Origin of the sequence: Corynebacterium sp. ACRQJ (genome assembly GCF_022346045.1) — a bacterium.
Classification (GTDB): domain Bacteria; phylum Actinomycetota; class Actinomycetes; order Mycobacteriales; family Mycobacteriaceae; genus Corynebacterium; species Corynebacterium evansiae.
Map to the genome: position 1 here is coordinate 240,715 of NZ_JAKRMT010000002.1, position 20,571 is coordinate 261,285.

General features: G+C 61.1%; 19 protein-coding genes, 5 tRNA genes and 1 rRNA gene. 19 read left to right on the forward strand and 6 right to left on the reverse strand.

The genetic code is table 11. The features are described 5' to 3' along the window. The first annotated feature begins 33 nt into the window (after positions 1-33). Positions 34-996 (forward strand): aminodeoxychorismate lyase, encoded by a 963-nt coding sequence (locus MHX52_RS02495; RefSeq protein ID WP_070488469.1) that lies wholly within the window; start codon positions 34-36, stop codon positions 994-996. Here MHX52_RS02495 and MHX52_RS02500 read toward each other — a convergent pair. Further along, the gene (locus MHX52_RS02500) at positions 993-1,634 is read right to left on the reverse strand and encodes an FABP family protein (protein WP_239316412.1); all 642 of its coding nucleotides are present in this window, start codon (positions 1,632-1,634) and stop codon (positions 993-995) included. The two genes, MHX52_RS02495 and MHX52_RS02500, sit on opposite strands and share 4 nt — an antisense overlap. Positions 1,635-1,644: 10 nt before the next feature. Continuing rightward, entirely contained in the window at positions 1,645-2,463 is an 819-nt protein-coding gene (locus tag MHX52_RS02505) for a DUF2993 domain-containing protein (protein WP_239316413.1), read from the reverse strand. Positions 2,464-2,628: 165 nt separating this feature from the next. On the opposite strand from MHX52_RS02505, the gene mshD reads away from it, so the two are divergent. From mshD to MHX52_RS02535, 6 genes are all read left to right on the forward strand, one after another. Further along, positions 2,629-3,666 (forward strand): mycothiol synthase, encoded by a 1,038-nt coding sequence (gene mshD / locus MHX52_RS02510; RefSeq protein WP_239316414.1) that lies wholly within the window; start codon positions 2,629-2,631, stop codon positions 3,664-3,666. A gap of 384 nt (positions 3,667-4,050) precedes the next feature. Beyond that, positions 4,051-5,148: a phosphate ABC transporter substrate-binding protein PstS gene (gene pstS, locus MHX52_RS02515; protein WP_370642202.1), complete on the forward strand. Its 1,098-nt coding sequence runs from the start codon at positions 4,051-4,053 to the stop codon at positions 5,146-5,148. 142 nt (positions 5,149-5,290) lie between these two features. Continuing rightward, complete coding sequence (gene pstC / locus MHX52_RS02520; protein ID WP_049050082.1) at positions 5,291-6,352, forward strand: phosphate ABC transporter permease subunit PstC; 1,062 nt, start codon at positions 5,291-5,293, stop codon at positions 6,350-6,352. A gap of 12 nt (positions 6,353-6,364) precedes the next feature. Beyond that, entirely contained in the window at positions 6,365-7,285 is a 921-nt protein-coding gene (gene pstA, locus MHX52_RS02525; protein ID WP_239316416.1) for a phosphate ABC transporter permease PstA, read from the forward strand. 71 nt (positions 7,286-7,356) lie between these two features. After that, a complete protein-coding gene (pstB, locus tag MHX52_RS02530) occupies positions 7,357-8,133 on the forward strand; it encodes a phosphate ABC transporter ATP-binding protein PstB (protein WP_035004600.1) in 777 nt (258 codons plus the stop codon). Between the two features lie 199 nt (positions 8,134-8,332). After that, positions 8,333-8,884, forward strand: a complete 552-nt coding sequence (locus MHX52_RS02535) for a gluconokinase (protein WP_239316418.1) — start codon at positions 8,333-8,335, stop codon at positions 8,882-8,884. 68 nt (positions 8,885-8,952) lie between these two features. Here the strand turns inward: MHX52_RS02535 and phoU are convergent, their stop codons facing one another. Together phoU and dusB are read right to left on the reverse strand one after the other, a co-directional pair. Further along, positions 8,953-9,693, reverse strand: a complete 741-nt coding sequence (gene phoU / locus MHX52_RS02540; protein ID WP_049050079.1) for a phosphate signaling complex protein PhoU — start codon at positions 9,691-9,693, stop codon at positions 8,953-8,955. 86 nt (positions 9,694-9,779) lie between these two features. Continuing rightward, on the reverse strand, positions 9,780-10,904 hold the full coding sequence (dusB, locus tag MHX52_RS02545) for a tRNA dihydrouridine synthase DusB (RefSeq protein WP_035004594.1): 1,125 nt from the start codon (positions 10,902-10,904) through the stop codon (positions 9,780-9,782). A gap of 290 nt (positions 10,905-11,194) precedes the next feature. Between dusB and MHX52_RS02550 the strand changes: the two genes are divergently transcribed. The 7 genes from MHX52_RS02550 (at position 11,195) to MHX52_RS02580 (ending at position 14,038) form a co-directional block, all read left to right on the forward strand. Next, positions 11,195-12,700 (forward strand): acetyl-CoA hydrolase/transferase family protein, encoded by a 1,506-nt coding sequence (locus MHX52_RS02550; protein ID WP_070488488.1) that lies wholly within the window; start codon positions 11,195-11,197, stop codon positions 12,698-12,700. 94 nt (positions 12,701-12,794) lie between these two features. Then, positions 12,795-12,867, forward strand: a tRNA-Lys gene (locus MHX52_RS02555). A gap of 185 nt (positions 12,868-13,052) precedes the next feature. Further along, positions 13,053-13,125: transfer RNA gene (locus MHX52_RS02560), tRNA-Glu, on the forward strand. A 1-nt stretch (position 13,126) separates the two neighbouring features. Beyond that, positions 13,127-13,203 (forward strand) — tRNA-Asp (locus MHX52_RS02565). Between the two features lie 251 nt (positions 13,204-13,454). Further along, positions 13,455-13,528: transfer RNA gene (locus MHX52_RS02570), tRNA-Asp, on the forward strand. Between the two features lie 36 nt (positions 13,529-13,564). Then, positions 13,565-13,637: transfer RNA gene (locus MHX52_RS02575), tRNA-Phe, on the forward strand. Between the two features lie 116 nt (positions 13,638-13,753). Further along, a complete protein-coding gene (locus MHX52_RS02580) occupies positions 13,754-14,038 on the forward strand; it encodes a GNAT family N-acetyltransferase (protein WP_239316420.1) in 285 nt (94 codons plus the stop codon). Positions 14,039-14,050: 12 nt separating this feature from the next. Here MHX52_RS02580 and epsC read toward each other — a convergent pair whose 3' ends face one another. Continuing rightward, on the reverse strand, positions 14,051-14,635 hold the full coding sequence (gene epsC, locus MHX52_RS02585; RefSeq protein WP_034986168.1) for a serine O-acetyltransferase EpsC: 585 nt from the start codon (positions 14,633-14,635) through the stop codon (positions 14,051-14,053). A 186-nt stretch (positions 14,636-14,821) separates the two neighbouring features. Further along, on the reverse strand, positions 14,822-15,757 hold the full coding sequence (gene cysK / locus MHX52_RS02590; RefSeq protein ID WP_239202224.1) for a cysteine synthase A: 936 nt from the start codon (positions 15,755-15,757) through the stop codon (positions 14,822-14,824). Positions 15,758-15,950: 193 nt separating this feature from the next. On the opposite strand from cysK, the gene MHX52_RS02595 reads away from it, so the two are divergent. The 5 genes from MHX52_RS02595 to MHX52_RS02615 form a co-directional block, all read left to right on the forward strand. Continuing rightward, positions 15,951-16,748 carry an enoyl-CoA hydratase-related protein gene (locus tag MHX52_RS02595; RefSeq protein ID WP_035004590.1) on the forward strand — a complete coding sequence of 266 codons (798 nt, stop codon included), beginning with the start codon at positions 15,951-15,953 and terminating at the stop codon, positions 16,746-16,748. Positions 16,749-16,786: 38 nt separating this feature from the next. Beyond that, positions 16,787-17,323, forward strand: a complete 537-nt coding sequence (locus MHX52_RS02600; protein WP_035004938.1) for a DUF2505 family protein — start codon at positions 16,787-16,789, stop codon at positions 17,321-17,323. 181 nt (positions 17,324-17,504) lie between these two features. Continuing rightward, positions 17,505-18,362: an acetate metabolism transcriptional regulator RamA gene (gene ramA / locus MHX52_RS02605; RefSeq protein ID WP_035004588.1), complete on the forward strand. Its 858-nt coding sequence runs from the start codon at positions 17,505-17,507 to the stop codon at positions 18,360-18,362. A 70-nt stretch (positions 18,363-18,432) separates the two neighbouring features. Then, positions 18,433-19,689 carry a UDP-N-acetylglucosamine 1-carboxyvinyltransferase gene (gene murA, locus MHX52_RS02610; RefSeq protein ID WP_239316422.1) on the forward strand — a complete coding sequence of 419 codons (1,257 nt, stop codon included), beginning with the start codon at positions 18,433-18,435 and terminating at the stop codon, positions 19,687-19,689. 764 nt (positions 19,690-20,453) lie between these two features. After that, a 16S ribosomal RNA gene (locus MHX52_RS02615) occupies positions 20,454-20,571 on the forward strand; the annotation flags it as partial.

Here is a 20,571-nt window from a genome sequence, read left to right on the forward strand (position 1 = left end):
ATGCAAAACTTCCGGGAACAGCTCGGGAATAGAATGAGAAGCATGAGTAATCAGGAAGCAAAGTTCGTGGTCGTTGACGTCCTGGGCGAGGCTGGGGTCGGCACAGGCGCTGGCACGGGCGCTGGCACGGCAGCTGCCACCCAAGACCCAAAGGTTCGGGACGCGACCGTGCCGATGATCTACGCAGACGATCTGGCCGCCGTGCGTGGCGACGGGGTGTTCGAGACCTTCATGCTGCGCGGCGGCAACGTGCGCAACCGCGAGCGCCACGCCACACGCTTCCTCAACAGCTCCGCGATGCTGGACCTGCCGGAGCCGAACCTGGAGCGCTGGTTCCGCGCCACCGACATAGCCGTGGCCGACTTCGAGGAGAAGAACGGGCCGGGCCAGGAGGCCGCGCTGCGCTGGGTCTACTCGCGCGGACGGGAATCCACGGGCCAGCCGACGGGCTGGGTCACGGTGGCGCCGGTCAGCGAGCACGTGCTGCACGACCGGGAGCACGGCGTGCGGGTGATGACGGCCGAGCGGGGCTTCCGCATCGACCTATCGGAGCGTTCCCCGTGGGCGCTGATCGGCGCGAAGACGCTGTCCTACGCAGCCAACATGGCCGCCCTGCGCAGCGCGAAGGCCCGCGGTGTAGACGACGTGATCTTCCTGTCCGACGAGGGGCTAGTGCTGGAGGGGCCGACCTCGACCGTGGTTGCCGCGGAGGTGGACCCGACGACAGGGGAGAAGAAGCTCGTCACCCCGCCGGCGCATGTGGGCATTTTGAAGGGCACCTCGCAGGCCGCGCTCTTTAAGCTGGCCGAGCAGCGCGGATGGGTCACCGAGGAAAGGGTGCTGCGGGTCGAGGACCTTACAGCCGCCGCCGGCGTGTGGCTGGTCTCCTCCGTGCGCGTGCAGGCACGGGTGACAGAACTAGACGGCACCCAGCTGCCCCGTCCGGAGGTCGCCGACGAGGTTGAAAAGATGGCCTGGGAGGCTGTTACCGGCTAGCCGACCACGCGGGACAGCTGCGCGGACTGCCAGGGAACCATCTCGCCGTCGATGAGGCGCTCGTCGACCCAGCCGAGGTCGTTGTTCGGCATCAGGCCGTAGAGACGCTTGCCCGGCCCCAGGTTCGTCGGGCCGGTGGCTGTCGCCATCGTCGAGGCGCTTTCCAGCTGCCAGGCGCGCTCGTTCAGCGGGCTGCCGTACAGAATCTCCACCATGCCGTCGGAGTGGGTGAGGATCATCTCGATCTCATCGTCATCGTTGATGCGTAGGAAGCCGGACTCGCGGCGGCCGGGGGTCTCGGTTGGCTGCCCGTCCTCATCCATGCGCCAGGTGCGGGAATCGTAGCTGATGCGGTTCTCGCCATCGTGGGCGAAGACGACCTGCTGTCCGAAGGTGAACTCCTCCTCGCCGGGAGGCGCCGCCTGGCCCTGGCCACGCCACACGCCGATCAGCGGCAGCAGTGCCAGCAGACCGTCGTGCAGGTTGGGCCCCTTGCGCAGGTTGGCTGTGTCGTCGGGGATGGGCATGTCGCCGAATTCCGGCAGGTTCTTGTCGCTGGTGGACTTGGACTGCTCGGCGGCCAGGTTGACCGCTTCGTTAGCGTCTACCTTGAACTTCTTCTTTTCTTCTTCAGCCATGCCCTTAAGACTATAGGCTGGGGAGTTCTTCTTCACTCAAGGGTCGGGATCGCGGAGCCAGATCAGACAGGCTGATCTTCGTGTAGACCTGCGAGGCTTCGACGAACACCGAACCACCGGAGACGAAGATCCGCTCCGGATCGCCCCGCATGGGTAGTTCCTTGCCCGGGATGCTCAAGCTAAAGGCGTCATTAACCCGCTTTTCGATGTCCGGATCGAGTGTGGCTTCGTCGGTGACGTTCTTGGCCTTGATGTCCAGTCCGTCGGGAACGGAGAGGATCTTGGTCGGGGTGATCACCATGGTGCCCTCGACGATGCGCAGCTTAACCTCGACCTTCGCGGGTTTGGCGAAGCCCTTCGGTTTGCCTTCGAAGATGGCCTCGGTCTCCCAGCCGCCGCGGGGCGAGATGTCGTCGAGATTCTGAATTTGCAGCGCCTCGATATCCATGCGGTTACCTAACAGCACGCCGTCCAGTTGCAGGCGAGTAAAGACCTTGCGCGCTGGGGCGTTTTCAATGGTGCCGTTGAAAACATCGTCTGCGGAGACCGTAATGTACTGCGCCGAGGTTTGCACGCTCATCAGGCCGAAGCCAGGCACGTCGACGTCGTTGGCGACGACGGTGACGGCCTGGAGTTCGTGGCTGAGTGCGGCGCCGGTGTAGGGGAAGTCCGACACCTGCACCTTTGGCGGGTTGGCTAGGTTTGAGTCGGCATATAGCGCCTCGGAGATCTTGTGTTCGGCACGCGCCGCGATCACGTTATCGGCGATCAGTGCCACGAGTAGCACCAGCACGAGGGTGAGCGCGCCGCGGATTGCGATCTTCTTCACCTGGCCGGCCCCCTTCTCGGTTCTCTTTGTCGTTCCCTACAGGTTACTAGGTGCCCCTGTTGCTTCTTTATGACGCCACGCCCCCGCCGCAGCAATCCCAGCGAAGCGTTAAGAAACCCCGGAAATCTGCCCCAAAAATGCCGAAAGTGAGGGACAATTGGGGGCATGGCTATTACCTACGACACATTTGAAGACCTGTGGGAGCACTCTGAGGTGTTGGAGGGGGTTCACGAGGTGCTGGACGAGGTCGCTGAGGCAGATGGGGTGCCTGCGATCAGTGAGGCTTTCCTGCGTGGCATTGACGAGAACCGTGGCCACAAGCACGTGGTGGCAAGGAACAGCGAGCGTGTGGTCGGTGTGCTGGCGATCGACCAGGATCGCGTGATCGAGCTGGCCGTCGCCCCGGAGGTTCGCCACAGCGGGGTGGGGATCGCCCTGTTCGAAGCTTTGCGTGACCAGCTGGGGGTGAGTGGCGCGATAGACGTCTGGGCGCACGGAGATTCCGCCGGCGCCCAGCGCTTTGTCGAGTCGCTGGATGCCCGCCGAACCCGTGAACTGTTGAAGATGTCGTTGGACTGCGCGCCGGCGACGAAGGCGGCCAGGGCCATTGAGGCGGGCGGCGCAGATGCCGAGAAGCGCTGCGAGGAGCAGGATATTGAGGTTCTGACGTACGCCGAGTCCGTGGCGCGCTTTGATGCAGATTCCGTGGATGCCGAGTGGGTGCGCGTCAATAACGAGGCCTTCGCATGGCACCCCGAGCAAGGCGGCTGGGACGTAGACCACCTGCGTTCTGCTCGCGACACTAATTGGTTCGATCCGGATGCGGTTATCTTGCTGTGGGTGCGGGATGAGAAGTCTGCTGCCGAGCGGGTGGGTATTCCCTGTGCTGCCGATGGCGGCGAGGGAAACGACGATATTTTCCGGCTGGTGGGCTTCCACTGGACGAAGATCCCGCTGGAGGAACAGGAAAAGGATGCCGGCGAGCGGGCGGGTGAGGTGTACGTCGTCTGCCTCGCTGACGATGCTCGTGGTAGGGGACTGGGACAGGCGATCACGCAGCTGGGTATGAAGTTGCTGCTGGACAACGGTTGCGGTCGCATTGAGCTGTATGTGGAGGGGGACAACGCGCCCGCGGTTTCTACGTACAAGCGGCTTGGCTTCGAGGTGGTGCACACCGATGTGGTTTACCGTGGGTGTCTCTAAGTAGTGGGGGTTACGGAGCGAGGAGCCTTAAGCGTTCATTGGTAGATGCTGAGAAACGTTTATGCTCACTTGCTGCGTATCGCTAAGGGTGAAGTGGGTTCAGTAACGCCGTAGGTTAACTGCGGGTTAAATGAAGCCACTTTCTGTCACATGGGGGTAGCGTTTAGGTGTGGTGCTGGGGGTGCTTTGGCATTGCTTTCTGAACCGAGAAAGTTGGCTGTGCTGCATAAATACTGTTGTTCACCTGCTGTTCACTTACAGCACTCTTTAAATCCATAAGCGCCGATTAACTTTCTTGGTGACGCAAGAGTGGCTCCTACAACTGCGGGCTTCTCCTGTAAGGCACTTTTCTGTACTTCTGACAATTTTTCGGAGGAAAACCTCGTGAAGTTCACCATGAAGCGCGCCAGCGCTGCAGCTGCAACCCTGTTTGCTGGTTCCCTGATCCTGACCGGCTGCTCCAACGCTGACAACAACGAAGGCGGCAGCAGCGAAGGCTCTCGCGAGATGGAGGAGGCCACCGGCGAACTGCGCGGCGAAGGCGCTTCCTCTCAGGACAACGCAATCCAGAACATCTTCGGCCCGGCTTTCTCCAGCACCGGCGCTACCCTGGCTTACAACGCTTCTGGTTCCGGTGACGGCCAGAAGAAGTTCATCGCTGGCCAGGCTGACTTCGCTGGTTCCGACTCCCCGCTGAAGGACGACCAGATCGCAGACGCTAAGAAGCGCTGCGACGGTAACGACGCATGGCACCTGCCGATGGTCATCGGCCCGGTTGCAATTGCTTACCACCTGGAGGGCGTGGACGAGCTGAACCTGTCCACCAAGACCGTTGCAAAGATCTTCAAGGGCGAGATCAAGAAGTGGGACGACGAGGCTATCAAGGCTGAGAACGAGGGCGTTGATCTGCCGTCCGACCCGATCGAGGTTGTGTACCGCTCTGACGAGTCCGGTACCTCCGACAACTTCCAGAAGTTCCTGGCTGCCTCCAGCGGTGAGTGGGACTCCGAGGGCAAGAGCTTCCCGACCGAGGTCGGCACCGGTGCTCCGAAGTCCAAGGGTGTCGCTGACCAGGTTGCAGCTACCAACGGCGCAATCACCTACGTTGAGTCCGGCTTCGCTGAGGAGCTCGACGCAGTCAACATCGCCAAGATCGACTTCGGCTCCGGCCCGGTTGAGCTGAACAAGGACAACGTTAACAAGGCTCTGGGCGAGGTTGAGTTCTCCGGCGAGGGCAACGACCTGGTCGTTGACGCTGACAAGCTGTACGCAATGAACGGCGAGGACGAGTACCCGCTGGTTCTGACCACCTACGAGATCGTCTGCTCCGCTGGCTACGACGACAACACCGCGAAGCTGGTTAAGAACTTCCTGAACACCATCCTGGACAACCAGAACGACGAGCTGGCTGACCAGGGTTACATCCCGGTGGACGGCGAGTTCAAGTCCAAGCTGGAAGAGTCTGTCGACGCTCTGAAGTAGTTAAACGCTGGCATTTAGACAGCGATGTAACCCCCGCTCGTTCTTCGATCGGGGGTTGCGGTCTGAATGCGGTAACTACAGTGACGCGAAACACTTTTCACTTTTATTCTGGTATTGAATAACGACCTTTTAAGGATCCCTCATGGCAAACGCCAATAAGGTTGAGGTCGCCAAGTCCGCAAAGGCAGAGGGCGACGCCCCTCAGCCGAAGCAGGATCACCAGTTGGCGCAAGATAGCCAGCGCTCCGGCGGTGGCAGCGTTAAGCGCCCTGGCGATGTTGTTTTCGAAACGCTGGCAAAGACCTCCTCAATCCTGATCACCGTGATCATCGGCCTGATCGGTTTGTTCCTAATTTTGCAGGCAGTCCCCGCACTGAGCCGCCTGCGCGACGGTATTTTCAGCTTCTTCACCTACGGTGAGCGCTGGAACACCGACTACACCAACAACGACGGCGGGTGGATGCAGTTCGGTATCCCGAACCTGTTCTTCACCACCGTCCTGGTGTCCATCGTCGCCCTCCTGCTGGCCATGCCGGTTGCGCTGGGTATCGCGATCTTCCTGTCCAACTATTGCCCGAAGCGTTTCATCAAGCCCCTGGGCTTCATGATCGACCTGCTGGCAGCCGTGCCCTCCATCGTGTTCGGTATCTGGGGTGCTTACGTCCTCGGCCCGGCACTCGGCGACTTCTTTGAATGGCTGTCCGGCTGGGCCGGTGGCTTCTTCCTGTTCAACCACCAGCAGGGTAGCTCCCCGCCGTTCTCCACCTCCCGCAACATCTTCACCGGTGGCATCGTCTTGGCAATCATGATTCTGCCGGTTATCGCCGCTACCACCCGTGAGGTTTTCGTGCAGACCCCGAAGGGGCACGTCGAGGCCGCACTGGCACTGGGCGCAACCCGCTGGGAAGTTGTCCGCATGACCGTGCTGCCCTTCGGCCTGTCCGGCTACATCTCCGGTGCAATGCTGGGTCTGGGTCGCGCGCTGGGCGAAACCATGGCGCTGTACATGGTCATCGCTAGTGCTCCGGGTTTCCGTGGCTCCCTAATGGACGGTGGTACAACCTTCGCAACCGCCATCGCCGCGGCCGCGCCGGAGTTCAACGACGAGCTCAAGGCGGGTGCCTACATCTCCGCCGGCCTCGTTCTGTTCCTGTTGACCTTCCTGGTTAACGCTGCCGCCCGCGCCGTTGTGGCGAAGAAGTAGGAGAAGAGAACAATGACAGATGCAGCAACTGTAGAAAACAAGAAGTCCTCTTCGTCCTCCGAGCTGTTTACTCAGATTTCCGGTAAGCGCAAGGCGGTCGACAAGCTTGCCACCGTCATCATCTACTTCGCCATGGCGCTGGCTCTGGTTCCACTGCTGTGGGTCTTGATCAAGGTTTTCAGCGAAGGCCTGCCTGCGATCCTTAACCCCGACTGGTGGGTTTACGACATGGTCGGCCAGCCGCGTAACAAGGCCGGTGGTGGTGCAGTCCACGCCATCATCGGTACCTTGATGCAGGTCGTGGTTACCTCCGCCCTCTCCATCCCGATCGGTGTGTTCACCGCTATCTACCTGGTGGAGTACTCCCGCGGCGGATTCCTCGGCCGCATCACGACCTTCATGGTCGACATTCTGACCGGTGTTCCCTCCATCGTCGCCGCCCTGTTCGTCTACGCAATGTGGATCACCATGTTTGGCTTCGAACGTTCCGGCTTCGCAGTGTCGCTTGCGCTGGTTCTGCTGATGGTTCCGATCATCGTGCGTAACGCGGAAGAGATGCTGCGCGTGGTTCCGATGGATCTGCGTGAGGCCTCTTACGCACTGGGTGTGCCGAAGTGGAAGACCATCGTGAAGATCGTCCTTCCCACCGCGCTGTCCGGCATCGTTACCGGCATCATGCTGGCCGTAGCCCGCGTGATGGGTGAGTCCGCACCGGTGCTGATCCTGGTTGGCTCCACCACCAAGATCAACTGGAACCCGTTCGAAGGTGGCCAGCAGTCCCTGCCGCTGTACATGGTCGACCTGTACGGCGCGGGCAGTAACGAGTTCGTGCTGGAGCGCCTGTGGGGCTCCGCACTGACCCTGGTGCTGCTCGTGGCAATCCTGATGATTGGCGCCCGCCTGATCTCGAAGCGCTATTCGGTGAAGGTCTAAGGCTCACCCCAAGCCTTTGACCCCACCGGGACCTAAACCCAAACAAAGCCTTTTCCTAGGAGAACAACACAATGGCTAAGCGCCTAGACCTCAACGACGTCAACATCTACTACGGCGACTTTCATGCCGTACAGGACGTCAACCTGCACATCCCGCCGAAGGCAGTGACCGCCTTCATCGGCCCGTCCGGCTGTGGTAAGTCCACCGTGCTGCGCACCCTGAACCGTATGCACGAGGTTATCCCCGGCGCCTACGTCAAGGGCGAGATCCTGCTCGACGGCGAAGACATTTACGGCCCGAAGATCGACCCGGTGGCTGTCCGTAACACCATCGGCATGGTCTTCCAGAAGGCAAACCCGTTCCCGACGATGTCCATCGAAGAGAACGTAGTGGCCGGACTGAAGCTGTCCGGCGAAAAGAACAAGAAGAAGCTCCGCGAGGTTGCAGAGCGCGCACTGCGCGGCGCCAACCTGTGGGACGAAGTTAAGGATCGTCTCGACCGACCGGGCGGCGGCCTGTCCGGTGGTCAGCAGCAGCGCCTCTGCATCGCCCGCGCCATCGCGGTCGAGCCGGAAGTTCTGCTGATGGATGAGCCCTGCTCCGCACTGGACCCGATCTCCACTCTGGCCGTGGAGGATCTGATCCACGAGCTGAAGGAAGAGTTCACCATCGTCATCGTGACGCACAACATGCAGCAGGCAGCCCGTGTGTCCGATCAGACCGCCTTCTACTCCCTGGAAGCAACCGGCAAGCCCGGCCAGCTGGTCGAGGTTGGCCCGACCAAGCAGATCTTCGAAAACCCGACGAAGAAGGAGACCGAGGACTACATCTCCGGTCGCTTCGGATAAAACTCCTACCTGCCCGTCAAGCAGGTACAGGATCTTAGAAAAAGTGTCTTCGGCAGGCTCCCGCTGAGCTTGCCACCCACTAGCGGGGTTCCGGTTAGCGCCGGAACCCCGCTTTTGGCGTCAATAATAAAAATAAACGGCATACTGGAAGGCAGTAACGGGTAACCCAGAGAACCACCGCAGAGAAGAAAGGAGCCACATGTCTAGCCAAGAGACTCCGGCAACTATCCACGTCGTCGTGATGGGGGTCAGCGGCAGCGGCAAGACCACCCTGGCGCGCGCCTTTGCCGAGAAGACCGGCTGGCAGCTGCAGGAAGCCGACGATCTGCACCCAGAGGGGGCGCTGGAGATCCTGCAGGACGGCAAGCTCCCGCCGGAGGCCGGGCGCCGTAAGTGGCTAGGGATCGTGCGCGACTGGATTGCGGACGAGGCCGCCCAGGGTAACAACACCGTCACCGCCTGCACCGCGCTGCGCATCGACCACCGCGAGATCCTCAATGACGTGGGCGAGAACGCGACCGTGTTCTACGTGCACCTGTATGGCACCGAGGACGTGCTCGCGGAGCGCATGAAGAACCGTGTGGGAGAAGCCGACATGCCGCGCGAGCTGTTGACCGCGCAGCTGGAGGATTTGCAGCGCCTCACGCCGGGGGAGAAGGGCATCCAGCTGGACGTTAGCCGCACCCCGGAGCAGCTGCTCGACGATGCGCTGAACGCTGCCATGTTCGCGAAGAAGGCGTACGCGCGCTAGACAACCGCGGTCTGCGCCCGGTTGCGCCTAGCTGCGCTCGGCAGCGGCCGGCGGCGCACTGCGGCCGGCTAGTAATCCAGGTTCGTGTCGTAGCGGTAGCGCATCTCATCGAACTGCTCGCGGAAGCGCTGCTGCAGCTCGTCGTTCTCCTGCTTGCGGTGGTATTCGTCCGGCGTGAGGCCGGTGATGATGAAGACGATGCGGTTGGCGATCTCCACCGCGTGATCCGAATAGCGCTCGAAGTAGCGCGACAGCAGCGTGACGTCCACGGCCTCGCGCACTGTGTGCGGCCATTCGCGCTGGGTGGTGAGCTGGAAGATGTGGCGGTGGATGTCATCGACCGCGTCGTCGTCTTCGACGAGCTCGAGGGCGGTGTTTACGTCGAGCTCGCGCAGCAGGGCCTGGATCTTCGCCGCCGAGTTGTCGCACTGCCGAGCCATCTCTTCGATATAGGGGCGGACGGACTCGGGTACAGCATTTTCTGGATGACGCCGCCGCGCCACCTTTGCCACATGCACCGCAAGCGCGCCCATGCGGGTGAAATCCTCGACAATGTGCTGGCCGGCAACGACGATGCGCAAGTCCCGCGCTACGGGCGCTTCCAGCGCTAGCAGCTGGAAGGCATCCTTGACTGCGGTCTCGCGCAGATCCTCGAGTGTATCCACGCTGCTAAGGACCTTTTCGGCAAGCTCCAAGTCGGTCTCTAGCAGAGAACGGGTAGCGGAATTGAGCGCAGTGCGCACGAAATCCGCCATCAGCGAAATGTCGTGTTTAAATTCCCGGAGTTGGTTTCGGTACACCCTACGCATGTGAAAAAACTATAGTCTCTGGAGCTCGGTGGCGCTGAATATTAGCCCCGCCTTATAACCCCGAAAACGCAGAGCTCCGAAAACTATTAACCACCACTGTTTTCGATGTCGGCGCCGTCCGGGACAGTCTCGTCCTCCGGGTCGTCCAGCCAGCCCTCTGGCAGGGCCACCTTTGCCGGGGATCCCTGGCGGCCGCGGGCGCCGTCGGCGTCCTCGGCCAGGGCGGGGGAGTCCCACACGTCGGCGAGCGCAGACTTCAGCTCATCCAGGCTGCTCACCCGGGACAGGCTGCGGCGCAGTTCCCCGCCGGCGGGGAAACCGCGTAGGTACCACGTCATGTGCTTGCGCAGGTCACGGCAGGCCTTCTGCTCGCCGTCGTGGGCGGCCAACAGTTCCGCGTGGCGCAGGATGATGCGCGCTACCTCACCTAGGGTGGGCTCGCTGGGGATCGGCAGGCCGCGCAGCTCGGCGGAGAGCTCCGCGAAGAGCCACGGGCGGCCCAGGCAGCCGCGCCCCACGACCACGCCGTCGCAGCCAGTCTGCTCCATCATGGCGCGGGCATCCGTGGCCTTAAAGATGTCGCCGTTGCCCAGCACGGGGATGCCCGTGTGGGCCAGGTGCTCCTTCAGGCGCGCGATCTCGTTCCAATCCGCGTGACCGGAGTAGCGCTGTGCTGCGGTACGGCCGTGCAAAGCCACAGCGGCCGCACCCTCTTCCACGGCGATGCGGCCGGCATCCAGGTGGGTGTGGTGCTGGTCGTCGATTCCCACGCGCATTTTCACGGTCACTGGAATGTCCGTGCCTTCCGTGGCCTTAACCGCGGCAGCCACGATGTTTCCAAAGAGCCTGCGCTTGTAGGGCAGGGCGGAGCCGCCGCCACGTCGGGTGACCTTGGGCACGGGGCAGCCGAAGTTCATGTCGATGTGATCGGCGAGGTTCTCGTCGACGATCATCTTGGCCGCCTTGTAGGTGTACTCCGGGTCGGTGGTGTACAGCTGCAGGCTGCGGGGATCCTCGTCCGGCGCGAAGGTTGTCATGTGCAGGGTTTTCGGGTTGCGTTCGACCAACGCGCGGGCCGTCACCATTTCGCAGACGTACAGCCCGGCGACGGAGCCCATGCGTTCGCGCTCCTGCTCGCGGCACAAGCTGCGGAAGGCCACGTTGGTCACGCCTGCCATCGGAGCGAGCACGACGGGGGAGTCGAGCTGCATCTTGCCGATTCTCAGGCCCTGGAATCGCTGGTTGGGCTGGGGCACTTCGCCAGGCGAACCAGCCGGGGTGGTTGAGTCCTGCTGCGTGGTGGAGGTGGGGGTTGCGGTCGATGTAGTCACGGCCACCATTGTCACACTGGGGAGGGGTGAATACCAAAGGGCGTCAATAAGCAAAGAGCGTCAATAAATGTTCAACAATTCGCATGAGGGGCGAGGGCGAGCCACGTCACGCTTATGTAGGCTGAGAAAAGGAGCGGAGAAACCGCTAAACAGCTATGGAGGAGGAACCGATGTCTGAGCGCATCGCCAACGAGTTCTACAGGTCCAAGGTCATGTCCGCCGACGAGGCGGCGCAGTTCATCAACCACGGCGACAAGATCGGCATGTCCGGCTTCACGGGAGCGGGCTACCCCAAGGCGCTGCCGACGGCCATCGCCGAGAAGGCTAAGGAACTGCACGGTCGCGGGGAAGACTTCCAGATCGACCTCTTCACCGGCGCCTCCACCGCACCTGACTGCGACGGCGTGCTGGCCGAGGCCGATGCTGTGCGCTACCGCACCCCCTACGCCTCCGACCCGGTGATGCGCAAGAAAATCAACGCTGGCGAAATTAAGTACCAGGACATCCACCTCTCCCACCTCGGCCAGCAGGTCGAGGAAGGCTTCTTTGGACAGCTGGACGTAGCCGTTGTAGAGGCCGTGCGTATCGACGAGGCGGGCAACATCATCCCGTCCTCGGCAGTGGGCAACAACGTGGAGTACCTCAACTCCGCCCGCAAGATCATTATCGAGGTCAACGAGTGGCAGTCCCTTGACCTGGAGGGCATGCACGACATCTACAAGATCCAGGACCTGCCGAACCGCACCCCGATCCCGATCAACCGCCCCGGCGACCGCATCGGCACGCCGTACATCCCGGTAGACCAGAACAAGGTCGTGGCCGTGGTGAAGACCAACGCCGAGGATCGCAACGCACCGTTCAAGCCGACCGACGAGATCTCCGAGAAGATCGCCGGGCACTTCCTGGACCTCCTCGAGGGAGAGGTTGAGGCCGGTCGCCTGACCTACGACGGCTACATCATGCAGTCCGGCGTGGGCAACGTGCCGAATGCCGTGATGGCGGGTCTGCTGGACTCCAAGTTCGAGAACATCCAGGCCTACACTGAGGTGATCCAGGACGGCATGCTGGACCTTATCGACAACGGCAAGATGACCGTCGCCTCCGCAACCTCCTTCGCGCTGTCTCCGGAGTACGCCAAGAAGATGAATGAAGAGGCGAAGCGCTACCGCGAGCACATCGTCCTGCGCCCGCAGCAGATCTCCAACCACCCGGAGGTCATCCGCCGCACGGGCCTCATCGCCTCCAACGGCATGATCGGCTGTGACATCTACGGCAACGTGAACTCCACGAACGTGTCTGGCTCGCGCATCATGAATGGCATCGGTGGCTCCGGCGACTTCACGCGCAATGCCTTCCTGTCCACCTTCATCTCCCCGTCCACGGCCAAGGATGGCGCCATTTCCGCCATCGTGCCCTTCGCCTCCCACGTCGACCACACAGAGCACGACGTGATGGTGATCATCACGGAGCACGGCTACGCGGACCTGCGTGGCCTGGCGCCGCGCGATCGCGTGCCGAAGATCATCTCCGTTGCGCACCCGGACTACCGTCCACTGCTGGAGGAGTACTACGAGCGCGCCTGCGCCGAGGGCAACCACCTGCAGACCCCGCACGACCTGAAGACCGCCTTCAGCTTCCACCTCAACCTGGCGGAGAAGGGATCCATGAAGGGCTAGCGCTGGTGCTAGTCTCCGGCTCCGGCACAGCGCCGGCGCTGTGCTAGGGGGCAATTTTCTGCTTCAAAGAAACGTTAGATAGAATGCTCCCGTTGGGCCTTTAGCTCAGTTGGTAGAGCTACGGACTTTTAATCCGCAGGTCGCGGGTTCGAGCCCCGCAGGGCCCACGTTCGCGATTACCCCGTCGGGGCGCTTCCATGGAGATCATGGTCGCGCCGCGGCGGGGTTTTGCGTTGCCTGCGGCTGTCTATTTCTCCACTTCACCGGGCGATTTGTTCTGGCGCTCGCACCTGGTTTAAACTGTTCAAGCTGCTAAGGAAAGCTAGAGTTTCTTGCTGGCTTACTTTGTAGAGCTCCCATCGTCTAGAGGCCTAGGACCCCGCCCTTTCACGGCGGTAACACGGGTTCGAATCCCGTTGGGAGTACGGCCCTGTGGCGCAGTTGGTTAGCGCGCCGCCCTGTCACGGCGGAGGTCGCGGGTTCAAGTCCCGTCAGGGTCGCCATAAAAGACCTCATGGAGAGCCTTTCCGGTGCTTTTCGCGCCGGGGAGGTTCTTTTTCTTTTTGTCTTTCTTTGTGACGCCCCTAGCTTGCGTGTTGGACACTTCAACAGTGACGTGAAAGCCTGCCAGAAATGACGTTTGAACAGCTGATTTGCTTAAGAACTTTGACACTGTGTAGAGTCTATTCTCGTGCAACGGACGGCTTAGACAAGTTGTTGTCTGGTCGTTTTATTTAGTTGCGCAGGCAAGATTGGCCCTGTGGCGCAGTTGGTTAGCGCGCCGCCCTGTCACGGCGGAGGTCGCGGGTTCAAGTCCCGTCAGGGTCGCTTCGATGTTCGAATCGGAAGCGGTCGGGCAACGAAGGCCAGATAGCTCAGTTGGTAGAGCGTTCGCCTGAAAAGTGAAAGGTCGCCGGTTCGATCCCGGCTCTGGCCACATTCCACCCCGGTAGCGGAAAGCTACCGGGGTTTTGCCGTACGTACACTGGGGGCTAGAAGCTAGCACAGCTACTAGAGGATAAGAAGAGCAATAGGGAAGGGAGCCCCAGCAGTATGTCAGGCACCAAGAGCATCGTTCACGATCAAGAGCAGAGCCGCTTCGTCATCTACGTGGACGACCAGGAGGCAGGCTTCGCCGAGTACTCCCAGGAGGGCAACGTCCGCGACTTCAACCACACCGTGGTGGATCCAGCGTTCCGTGGCCAGGGGCTGTCCCAGCCGTTGATTAGCGAGGCTTTGCTGGAGACCAAGGAGGCGGGGCTAAAGATTAAGGCCAGCTGCTCCGCTGTCGCGGCCTTCGTGGAGAAGAACCCGGACTTTAAGGAGCTGCTGGCCTAGCTGGCTGCGCGCCTAGATGTTGTTCTGCATGTCGTCGACCCACTTCACGGCGTCGACGAGAGGGGTGTTCTGGTTGGGCTTGCGGGGGCGGATCTTCGCCGGGATGCCCGTCAAGATCGAGTTCGGGGGAGCATCCTTGGTAACCACCGCGTTGGCGCCGATCGCGGAGCCCTCGCCGATGGTGATGGGCCCCAGCACCTTCGCGCCTGCGCCGATCATCACCCCGTTGCCGATGGTGGGGTGGCGCTTGCGCTGCACCAGTTCGGAGCCGCCGAGCGTCACACCGTGGTAGAGCATGACGTCATCGCCGATCTCCGCTGTCTCGCCGATGACCACACCCATGCCATGGTCGATAAAGAATCTGCGGCCAATGGTGGCGCCCGGGTGGATTTCGATGCCGGTGAAGCCACGGGTCGCTTGGCTAATGATGCGCGCGATGCCACGGTGCCCGCGCTTCCACAGTGCGTGGGATACGCGGTGCGCCCAGATGGCGTGCAGGCCGGAGTACACAATGGCGTTTTCTACGTCTCCGCGCGCTGCTGGGTCATGTTCGCGGGCATTGGCCAGGTCTTCGCGGATGCGTCCAAGAATGCTCAACGGTGTGGTCTTTCGGTTGGTTGGGTATCGGCTTAAAAGCTTTCGCAGCCACTATAACGAGAAGGCGCTGCCCCCTATTCCACCGCTGGGTGGAAAGGCGGTAGCGCCTACTTGCCTGCAGCCAGTAGCTACTGGACAGCCGCGGCCACTAGATTCACTAAATTGCGGCCGACTGCCAGAGCGGAATTAGTCGCGCAGGTCGTCGAACAGCAGGGTGGAGACGTAGCGCTCGCCGAAGTCGGGAACGATGACGACGATGGTCTTGCCCTCGTTCTCGTCCTTCTGAGCTTCCTGCACGGCTGCCCACACGGCTGCACCGGAGGAGATGCCGGAGAGGATGCCCTCAGAGACAGCCAGCTCGCGGGCGGTCTTGGTTGCGTTCTCCAGCGGAGCGTCAATTACGCGGTCCAGGATGTCCTTGTTCAGGTTCTCCGGGAAGAAGTTGGTGCCCAGGCCCTGGATCTTGTGCGGTCCGAAGCGGCCTTCGGTCAGCAGCGGGGAGTCCGCCGGCTCCACGCCGACGATCTCGATCTTGTCGTTCTTCTCCTTAAGGTACTTAGCCGCACCGGAGATGGTGCCGCCGGTGCCCACGCCGGCAACGAAGATGTCTACTTCACCGTCGGTGTCTTCCCAGATCTCCGGGCCGGTGGTGTTGTAGTGGATCTCCGGGTTTGCCGGGTTGGCGAACTGGCGGGCCAGGATGGCGTTGTCGGTGTTCTCGACGATCTCGTTAGCCTTGTCGACTGCGCCCTGCATGCCGGCGGAACCCGGGGTCAGAACCAGCTCTGCGCCCAGAGCGCGCAGCATGATGCGACGCTCGTTGGACATGGTTTCCGGCATGGTCAGGACTACCTTGTAGCCCTTAGCGGCGCCGACCATGGCCAGCGCGATACCGGTGTTTCCGGAGGTTGCCTCGACGATGGTGCCGCCCGGCTTCAGGGTGCCGTCCTTCTCGGCTGCCTCGATGATGGCCTTACCGATGCGGTCCTTCACGGAGTTGGCCGGGTTAAAGGCCTCCAGCTTCAGCAGGACGTTGGCCTTCAGGCCTTCGCCGTATGCGCCCAGCTTAACTAGCGGAGTTCCGCCGATGAGGTCGGTGATGTTGTTGTAAATCTTCGCCATTGGGGCGATCCTTTCGTTCTAGACTGATCGGTCTATACCGGGTAGTCTACACTGCTCGTTCGCTGGGCACCACTGTGATTCCTCGTTGGTTGCTTGAACACTGTGTTTAAGGGCGCCTAATGATTCTTATTGACGCCCCTACGCACCCAAGCTTCGCCAGATTCTCAGGCACGGCAGCAGGGGATTTGGTTCAATGGCAAGCATGACTACCGAAAACCAGAATTACGAAAACATCCAGGTGGCCGTTAACGGCGCCGTTGCGACCATCACCCTGGACCGCCCGAAGGCCCTCAACGCACTGAACAGTGGAGTGCTCTCTGAGATTGTCCCGGCAGCGGAGGCGCTGGACGCGGATCCGCAGATCGGTGCCATCGTCATCACCGGCAGCGAAAAGGCATTCGCCGCCGGCGCGGATATCAAGGAAATGAAGGATGAAACCTACCCCGAGGTGGCAGAGAAGCGCCTGTTCGGCGACTGGGAGAAGCTGGCGCAGCTGAAGACCCCGCTGATCACCGCCGTATCCGGCTTCGCCCTGGGCGGCGGCTGCGAGCTGGCGATGCTCGGCGACATTCTGCTGGCCAGCGAGAGCGCAAAGTTCGGCCAGCCGGAGATCACCCTGGGCATCATCCCGGGCATGGGTGGCACCCAGCGACTGACCCGCGCAGTGGGGAAGTACAAGGCCATGGATTTGATCCTCACCGGTCGCATGATGGATGCCGAAGAAGCTGAGCGCAGCGGCCTGGTTTCCCGCGTGCTCCCGGCAGAGGGCTTCGCCGACGAGGTGCAGAAGGTAGCCGCCAAGGTGGCAAGCATGTCCCACGTCGCAACGGCTGCCGCCACCGAAATGGTGGACGAGGCCTACCGCACCACCCTGGAAGAGGGCGTGGAGGCGGAGCGCCAGCAGTTCTGGCGACTCTTCGACACCGCGGATCAGAAGGAAGGCATGGCGGCCTTCGTGGAGAAGCGCAAGCCGGAGTGGCAGCACCGCTAGTCGCGCCACCGGGCGCCATTCCTGGCACAATTGCGGATATGTCGCATTCGAAGCAAGTCAACCGCACCATTGACCTGTCCATTCATGATGTCTACGAGGTCGTCTCCAGCGAGGCGTTCCTGCTGACCGACGAAGGAATGGTGGAGCAAACGGAATCCCAGATCATCGAGGCCGAGCGGGAGGTTCTGCCCGATGGTCGGGTATGGGCGCGGGTTGGCGTGAGGGCGTCACAAAAAGAGCTACAAGAACTCTCCAAAGACGGCGAGTCGCCCATCGCATATCAAGAGACCTATGTTTCGCGCCCGGATGAGACCGGTGCGTTCGAGGTCAAGGCCGAGATGGACCTACCGATGAAGATGGGGACGATGGATACCCACTTCGTCTACGCGCCTATCGCTGAAGGTAGCGGGGAGGTCGCCGCAGAGGGTGCAGCGGAGACCGCAGTGGAGGCGATTCTGACCGCAGACGTGTCGGTACCGCTGATCGCCGGAAGGCTGGAAAAGCATCTTTTGAAGGCTGCCGACAAGACGGTGGACAACAGTTTGGCGCGTATCAAAAACCTAGGTAGCGCTTAGCTTTTTCTGAGAAAACCCAGTCGATTAGCCCCGATAAGGTTGTGTGCGCTCCCGTCTCTTTTTGTAAAAGAAACATGGGGGCAGTTTTGGGGGTAGCAAGGGGGTGAACTATACTCCCTCTCACACGACGTCTTAGCCCTTCGGGGTGGGCGCCACAGGTCAAGTTTGAGGAGTGAACCAGGTGGACCAGCAGCGGCAACGCGATGACGACGACGTCATCATTTCTGCGCTGAATTCTCTAAAGAACGCGACCGGCATTCCGGTGACCATGTACGCCACGAGCTCGGCGGATGGAAAGCTGCGGATCTCCAAGTGGGTGGGCCTGCGCACCCCGGCATTGCACAACCTCGAGATCGCTCCGGGTGCGGGAGTTGGTGGCCGCGTGGTGACCACCCGCCGCCCAGTGGGAGTTTCTGATTACACCCGGGCAAAGGCCATCAGCCATGACTTCGATCGCCACATCCGCGATGAGGGCCTGCACTCCGTCGTCGCAGTTCCCGTGATTGTGAAGCGGGAAGTCAGGGGCGTTCTCTACGCTGGCGTCCACTCCCGTGCCCGCATGGGCGACAAGGTGCTCGAAGAGGTCACCATGACCGCCCGCTGCCTGGAGCAGGAGATCGCGGTCAACGAGGCGCTGCGCGCAAACGACGCTGGACGCGGTGCCACGGCGGGAGCGACCGCAAACAAGCAGGTCCGATCGATGTCCGGGGCGGAATGGGAGCAGGTCCGCGCCACGCACAGCAAGCTGCGCATGCTCGCAAACCGCGTGGAGGACGAGGACCTGCGCCGCGACCTCGAGGTTCTATGCGATCAGATGGTTTCCCCGGTGCGCGTGAAGCAGACCACCAAGCTTTCGGCGCGTGAGCTCGACGTGTTGGCCTGCGTGGCCCTGGGGCACACGAATGTGGAGGCCGCGGCCGAGATGGGCATTGGCGCGGAGACCGTGAAGAGCTACCTGCGCTCCGTGATGCGCAAGCTCGGTGCGCACACCCGCTACGAGGCGGTCAACGCAGCCCGACGCATCGGCGCGCTGCCCTGATATTGCCCTGATATTGCTTCGAAGAATCGCTCCGCTTTGCGCGGGGCGATTTTTTTATAGGCTGGGTGGCGTGAAAGACAGCTTCGTAGTGACAGGTGGAACCAGACTGCAGGGCGCCATCAAGGTGTCCGGCGCCAAGAACAGCGTGCTTAAGCTCATGTCGGCAGCGCTTTTGGCACCCGGAACCACCACGTTGACCAATTGCCCCGAAATCGCCGACGTGCCCTACATGGCCGAGGTTCTGCGCGGCCTGGGCTGTGGGGTGGAGCTCGATGGCGACGTTGTGCGCATCACGACTCCCGAGCACATCGAGTACAATGCGGACTTTGAGGCCGTACGCCAGTTCCGTGCTTCCGTCGCGGTACTGGGGCCGCTGACCTCACGGTGCCTCAAGGCGCGGGTTGCTCTTCCTGGTGGTGACGCCATCGGCTCCCGCCCGCTCGACATGCACCAATCCGGCCTAGAGCTGCTGGGTGCAACCACCAAGATCGAGCACGGTTGTCTGGTCGCCGAAGCGGAGGAGCTCCATGGCGCGCAGATCAAGCTGGACTTCCCTTCGGTGGGCGCGACAGAGAACATTCTGACCGCCGCTGTGCTGGCTGAGGGCATAACCACGCTGGACAATGCGGCGCGCGAGCCGGAGATCGTGGACCTGTGTGACATGCTGGTGGCGATGGGGGCGAAGATCAGCGGCGCTGGTTCCAACACCATCACCGTCGAGGGCGTGGAGCGACTGAACCCGGTGGACCACGAGGTTGTTGGCGACCGCATCGTCGCAGGTACCTGGGCATACGCTGCAGCTATGACGCGGGGAGACATCACAGTCGGCGGTATCGATCCGCAGCATCTGCACCTGGTTCTGGAGAAGCTAAAGCTCGCGGGGGCGCAGGTCGAGACGTATCCGACCGGCTTTAGGGTGGTGCAGCACGAGCGTCCCAAGGCGGTGGACTACCAAACGCTTCCTTTCCCCGGATTCCCAACTGACCTGCAGCCCATGGCTATTGCACTGTGCACGGTGAGTGAAGGCATGAGCGTGATCACGGAAAACATCTTCGAGTCCCGCTTCCGGTTTGTTGATGAGATGATGCGCTTGGGTGCGGACGCCAGCATCGACGGCCACCACGTAGTTATCCGGGGTAGGGAGCAGCTTTCCTCTGCGCCGGTGTGGAGCTCCGACATTCGTGCAGGCGCGGGTCTGGTGCTGGCCGGCCTGGTGGCGGATGGGAAGACCGAAGTGCACGACGTCTACCACATTGACCGTGGCTACCCGGAGTTCCCGGAACAGCTGTGCTCACTGGGTGCAGAAGTGGAGCGGGTGAAGCGCTAAAGGGTGCGCTTGTGCAGCGGCCTATGCAGCGTTGAGAGCTCTATGTGGGCGCATGTGCACTTTAGTGTGACTTCACGCCATGTGAAAATGCCTTGTGGCCTGCGGGTTTGTGTTTGGTGTGGGGTGTGTGTACATTAATCCAAGTCAGCGCGACACAGCACCGCGAGTTACAGACTCTCGGAACGCTGGAAGTCATAAGTGTCTGGCCAATCATTTTGAAGCTGTAAAACAGTTCGTTTGTGTGCGAGTGCAACGGGTTGTTTACCGGGAATTTGCTTTATCTTCACGGTTGCTTTACACTCGTAATCCGTCGCAACGTGACTGCCACTGTGTGGTGTGTTTGTTGTGTGCGTAGGTTGTTTGAGAACTCAATAGCGTGATGAACCAAGTTTAGATACTTTGTTGACCAACCTTTGTGTTGATTCTGATGCATTGTATGTCTTATTTACTTTTGTGACTTGTTTCAGTGCTCCATCAGCTCGCATGGATTGTGGGTTGGTGGTGGTTACGCCAGCGTGGTTGTAACGTCTCCACGATATGTAATGTGCGTATCCCAACGAGTGTTGCCTTTTTATGGGTGCTTGTTGGGCTGATAAATGGTTTTGGAAAAGTTTTTTGGATGTATGTTGTGTCTGATCAATAGCCAGCGACTGTGTGGTTGTTGGTGTTGGTTGATGTGATTTATTTATCCTTTTTTCAATTCTTTTGTCAGTAATTTTTTGTTTTGCCTGGTTTTCAGGCTCACCATGTGTCTGATGGCATTTTTTATGGAGAGTTTGATCCTGGCTCAGGACGAACGCTGGCGGCGTGCTTAACACATGCAAGTCGAACGGAAAGGCTCCTTGCTTGCAAGGGGTACTCGAGTGGCGAACGGGTGAGTAA

Excerpts from the sequence above, each read along its gene's own strand:
- MHX52_RS02500 (WP_239316412.1), bottom strand. The coding sequence starts at position 1,634 with ATGGCTGAAGAAGAAAAGAAGAAGTTCAAGGTAGACGCTAACGAAGCG.
- dusB (WP_035004594.1), bottom strand. The coding sequence starts at position 10,904 with ATGCAGCTCGACTCCCCCGTCGTGCTCGCTCCGATGGCAGGCGTGACC.
- MHX52_RS02580 (WP_239316420.1), top strand. The coding sequence starts at position 13,754 with ATGTCAGGCACCAAGAGCATCGTTCACGATCAAGAGCAGAGCCGCTTC.
- cysK (WP_239202224.1), bottom strand. The coding sequence starts at position 15,757 with ATGGCGAAGATTTACAACAACATCACCGACCTCATCGGCGGAACTCCG.
- MHX52_RS02535 (WP_239316418.1), top strand. The coding sequence starts at position 8,333 with ATGTCTAGCCAAGAGACTCCGGCAACTATCCACGTCGTCGTGATGGGG.
- mshD (WP_239316414.1), top strand. The coding sequence starts at position 2,629 with ATGGCTATTACCTACGACACATTTGAAGACCTGTGGGAGCACTCTGAG.
- pstC (WP_049050082.1), top strand. The coding sequence starts at position 5,291 with ATGGCAAACGCCAATAAGGTTGAGGTCGCCAAGTCCGCAAAGGCAGAG.
- MHX52_RS02550 (WP_070488488.1), top strand. The coding sequence starts at position 11,195 with ATGTCTGAGCGCATCGCCAACGAGTTCTACAGGTCCAAGGTCATGTCC.
- MHX52_RS02595 (WP_035004590.1), top strand. The coding sequence starts at position 15,951 with ATGGCAAGCATGACTACCGAAAACCAGAATTACGAAAACATCCAGGTG.
- phoU (WP_049050079.1), bottom strand. The coding sequence starts at position 9,693 with ATGCGTAGGGTGTACCGAAACCAACTCCGGGAATTTAAACACGACATT.
- MHX52_RS02600 (WP_035004938.1), top strand. The coding sequence starts at position 16,787 with ATGTCGCATTCGAAGCAAGTCAACCGCACCATTGACCTGTCCATTCAT.
- pstB (WP_035004600.1), top strand. The coding sequence starts at position 7,357 with ATGGCTAAGCGCCTAGACCTCAACGACGTCAACATCTACTACGGCGAC.
- pstA (WP_239316416.1), top strand. The coding sequence starts at position 6,365 with ATGACAGATGCAGCAACTGTAGAAAACAAGAAGTCCTCTTCGTCCTCC.
- MHX52_RS02495 (WP_070488469.1), top strand. The coding sequence starts at position 34 with ATGAGAAGCATGAGTAATCAGGAAGCAAAGTTCGTGGTCGTTGACGTC.